The following is a 4,276-nucleotide window of genomic DNA, read 5'->3' as shown; positions in this document are numbered from 1 at the left end:
ATGGCCGGGTCAAGCCCGGCCATGACGTGGAGAGAGCGGAGGCCGGGTCAAGCCCGGCGACGACGTGGAGAGAGCGGAGGCCGGGTCAAGCCCGGCGACGACGTGGAGAGAATGTGCCGCGCGATCACGTCACCAAATGCATCCCCGCATCCATGCGCACGACTTCGCCGGTCATGTTGCTGGAGGCCGGCATCGCCAGGAAACAGACGAGCTGCGCGATGTCTTCCGCCGATGACGCGACCTTCAGCGGCACCTTCGCCGCGACGCTGTCGCGCACCTGCTTGGCGCCCGCCTCGCCGCGGCCCTTGGTGAACCAGGGTGTATCGATATAGCCCGGGCATACCGTGTTGACGCGGATCAGCGGCGCCAGCGCGCGCGACAGCGACAGCGTCATGGTGTTGAGCGCGCCCTTGCTCGCGGCGTATGCGATCGACGATCCGACGCCGCTGATGCCGGCGACCGAGGAGATGTTGACCACGGCGGACGGCCGCCCAGAAGCTTTGGCGCCGGCCTCGAGCAGGCTGCGCGCCGCGCGCACCATCTGGAACGGGCCGATGGTGTTGACGCCGTACAGGCGCTGGAAATCTTCCGCCGACAATCCGTCGAGATCGGCATGGACGACATGCTTGGTGGTGCCGGCATTGTTGACGAGCACGTCGAGCCGGCCCCAGCCGCCAGCTGCCGCGACGATCTTGCGGCAATCGTCATCCTTCGAGACGTCGCCCTGCGCGACCAGAACTTCCGGTGAGCCCGCCTTGCGGCAATGCTCCGCGGTCGCCTCCGCTTCCTTCTGGCTCGAGGAATAGTTGATGACGAGCCGCGCCCCGCTCCGTGCGAGAATTTCCGCGGTCGCAGCGCCCAGGCCGGAGGCGGACCCCGTCACGATTGCGCACAAACTGTCCTTTGCCATCCGGATTTCCTTCCCCTTGATTGAGTATCGACGTTCTGTTTAGCGAGTTTGCCGCGCCCTGCAAATCGAGCAAACTCCGCTAAGCGGAATTAGCTCATCGCCCATGCCCGCGCCGCAGGTTGACCTGCGATCAGCGCTTGTCAGGGCCATGGCTTTTTTGGATCATCGGGCGCAAGAAGAACCTGCGCGCCCGCCCCACTGGGGCCGGATGCGCCAATGGCAAAACACGGGGAACGCTGTGGCGGAGAGTGACAATATCGTCGTCGAGACCGCGGAGAAAATCTTCGCCGATCTCGCCGATCCGCAGACCGTCAACAACGACAAGAAGGATTCGTGGCAGGCGCCGCTGTGGCAGGCGCTGAGCGAGGCCGGCCTGCCGCTGGCCTGGGTGCCCGACGATCTCGGCGGCTCCGGCGCGAGTCTGGCCGACGGCTTTGCGCTGCTGAACGCGGCCGGCCGTTTCGCAGTCGCGGTTCCCCTGGCCGAGACCATGCTGGCCGGCTGGCTGCTGGCGCAGGCGAAGATCGCTTCCCCGGAGGGGGAGATGACGGTGCTGCCGGCGTCGCCCAAGGATCGCATCACCCGCGATGCCGATGGTGCGCTCTCCGGCCGCGCCCGCGGCGTGCCCTTCGCAAAGGCGGCAAAGCACTTCGCGGTGCTGGCCCACGGCAAGGACGGAGTCGCGGTCGCGCTGGTGGATGCGAGCAAGGGCCGGATCGAGACCGGACTCAATGTCGGCTATGACCACAGCGACACCGTCACGCTCGACAAGGTCCAGCCCCTCACCATCAAGCCCGCGCCGAGCGGCTTTGACCAGACCACAATGATGCTGATGGGCGGCGTCGCGCGCAGCCTTCAGATCGCGGGCGCGCTGGAATCGATGCTCGACATCTCCGTGCGCTATTCCAACGAGCGCGTCGCCTTCGAGAAGAAGATCTCCAAATTCCAGGCGGTGCAGCACAATCTCGCCCGCCTCGCCGGCGAGTCGGCTGCTGCGCTTGCGGCTGCGACTTCCGCGGCCGACGCCATCGCCAACGCAAAGTCGTTCGATGACGCGGTCTATCTCGAAGCCGCCTCCGCAAAGATCCGCTGCGCGGAAGCTGCGGAAAAGGGCGGCGCCATTGCGCACCAGGTCCATGGCGCGATCGGCTTCACCCTGGAGCACATCCTGCACCGCTATTCGCTGCGGGCGCTTGCCTGGCGCGACGATTTCGGTTCGGAAAGCCACTGGGCCGTCGAGCTCGGCAAGCTCATTGCCAACCGCGGCGCCGACGAATTGTGGCCGCTCGTGGCTTCGCGCTGATCAGGGACGAGACAACAATGACCGCTGCCCTCCGTTTCGATCCGATCCGCCTGCCCGAGAAATGCGAGCAATTGCGCAAGGAAGTACGCGCCTTCCTCGCGGAGGAAATCGCCGCCGGTACCTTCGATCCGCACAAGCCCAACCGCGAAGACACCGACGCGCCGGAATTCTCCCGCCGGGTCGGCGCCAAGGGTTGGCTCGGCATGACATGGCCGAAAAAATATGGCGGCCAGGAGCGCTCGTTCCTCGAACGTTACGTGGTGACGGAGGAGATGCGCGTCGCCAACGCGCCGACGCGGCGCTTCTTCGTCGCCGACCGCCAGAGCGGACCGGTGCTGATCAAATACGCGCCTGAGCACATCAAAATGGACATCCTGCCGCGCATCTGCCGCGGCGAGATCTGCTTCGCGATCGGCATGAGCGAACCGAACTCCGGCTCGGACCTGTTTGCCGCGAAGACCCGCGCGACCAAGACCGACGGCGGCTATCTCATCAATGGCACCAAGATCTGGACCTCGTCGGCGCATATCGCCGACTACATGATCGCGATCTTCCGGACGTCGCAGCCGACCAAGGAAAACCGACGTCACGGCCTGACCCAGTTCCTGGTCAAGATGAAGCAGCCGGGCATCCAGGTGAACCCGATCGGCCAGATCACCGGCCAGTACGAGTTCAACGAGGTCGTGTTCACCGATTTCTTCGTGCCTGACGATCATGTGCTCGGCGAAGTGGACGGCGCCTGGAAGCAGGCGACCAGCGAGCTCGCTTATGAGCGTTCGGGCCCCGAGCGCTTCCTGGAGACCTATTACGTGCTGACCGAGCTGGTTCGCGCCGTTGGTCCCAATCCGGATACCCGCAGCGCCGAAGGCATCGGCCGGCTGGTGGCGCAGCTCCACACCATGCGGCGCATGTCGGTCTCGGTCGCGGGCATGCTGCAAGCCGGCAAGGAGCCGGTCGTCGAAGCCTCCATCGTCAAGGACATCGGCACGGTGTGGGAACAGCAGCTGCCGCACCGCGTGCGCGATCTCGCCGCCTTCGTCGAGGAGACCGCGACCAACCGCGAGACGCTGGAGCGGCAGCTCGACTTCGCCATCAAAACCGCGCCGAAACTCACCATCCAGGGCGGCACCACCGAGGTGCTGCGCGGCATCATCGCCCGCGGGCTTGGTTTGCGCTAATCATTCGAGGACATCATGAGCACCTATAAAGATATCGGCGTCGAAAAAGTTGGTCACGTCGGCACCATCGAGATCCGCCGCCCGCCGCTCAACTTCTTCGACATTTCGCTGATCAACCAGATCGCGGACGCACTCGACGAGTTCGATCGCGACATCGAGATTCGCGCCTCGGTGCTATCGGCCCAGGGCAAGGCGTTTTGCGCCGGCGCCAATTTCCAGGACCCGGCACGACAGGCGCAAGAGGCGCGCGAAGCCGATAAGACGGCCAAGGGCGATCCGGCCGATAGCCTCGGGGCGATCAATCATCTCTACATCCAGGCCGTGCGCATCTTCCGCGCCAAGAAGCCGATCGTCGCGGCCGTGCAGGGCGCCGCCATCGGCGGCGGACTGGGCCTCGCGGTCTCGGCGGACTTCCGGGTCACCTGCCCCGAAGCGCGCTTCTCCGCGAACTTTACAAAGCTCGGCTTTCATCCCGGCTTCGGCCTGACTGTGACGCTGCCCGAGCTGATCGGAAAGAACAACGCCGAGCTGATGTTCTACACCAGCCGCCGCGTCACCGGTGAGGAGGCCTTCAAATGGGGCCTCGCCAACGAGCTGGTGCCGCAGGACCAGGTCAAGGCGGCCGCACTGAAGCTCGCCGGTGAAATCGCCGAATGCTCCCCGCTCGGCCTCGTCTCCACCCGCGCCACGATGCGCGCTGGCCTCGCCGATCGCGTGATGGCCGCGACCAATCACGAGCTCGAGGAGCAGACCCGACTGCGCGCCACGGAAGACTTCAAGGAAGGCGTGAAGGCCACGGAAGAGCGGCGGGTCGCGAATTTCAGGGGGCGGTAGGTCCTTTCTTCCTTCTCCCCTTATGGGAGAAGGTGGCGCGAAGCGCCGGAT

The 4,276-nt window shown here is 65.3% G+C and carries 4 protein-coding genes; 3 read left to right on the top strand and 1 reads right to left on the bottom strand.

The genetic code is table 11. The features are described 5' to 3' along the window. Window positions 1-124 precede the first annotated feature (124 nt). Entirely contained in the window at window positions 125-910 is a 786-nt protein-coding gene (locus IVB32_RS21310; protein WP_018452969.1) for an SDR family oxidoreductase, read from the bottom strand. A gap of 238 nt (window positions 911-1,148) precedes the next feature. Between IVB32_RS21310 and IVB32_RS21305 the strand changes: the two genes are divergently transcribed. Genes IVB32_RS21305 through IVB32_RS21295 form a run of 3 tightly spaced genes read left to right on the top strand, consistent with a single transcriptional unit; the run spans window position 1,149 to window position 4,225 of the window. After that, window positions 1,149-2,213, top strand: coding sequence for an acyl-CoA dehydrogenase family protein (locus IVB32_RS21305; RefSeq protein WP_026232431.1), 1,065 nt, complete (start codon window positions 1,149-1,151; stop codon window positions 2,211-2,213). A gap of 17 nt (window positions 2,214-2,230) precedes the next feature. Further along, window positions 2,231-3,391, top strand: a complete 1,161-nt coding sequence (locus IVB32_RS21300) for an acyl-CoA dehydrogenase family protein (protein ID WP_008133127.1) — start codon at window positions 2,231-2,233, stop codon at window positions 3,389-3,391. Between the two features lie 15 nt (window positions 3,392-3,406). Further along, window positions 3,407-4,225, top strand: a complete 819-nt coding sequence (locus IVB32_RS21295) for an enoyl-CoA hydratase/isomerase family protein (protein ID WP_018452966.1) — start codon at window positions 3,407-3,409, stop codon at window positions 4,223-4,225. The last annotated feature ends 51 nt before the right edge of the window (window positions 4,226-4,276 follow it).

Origin of the sequence: Bradyrhizobium sp. 23 (genome assembly GCF_023073295.1) — a bacterium.
GTDB lineage: Bacteria > Pseudomonadota > Alphaproteobacteria > Rhizobiales > Xanthobacteraceae > Bradyrhizobium > Bradyrhizobium canariense_D.
Note: the sequence above shows the minus strand (reverse complement) of the source record. Positions and strands in the feature narration are given on the sequence as shown.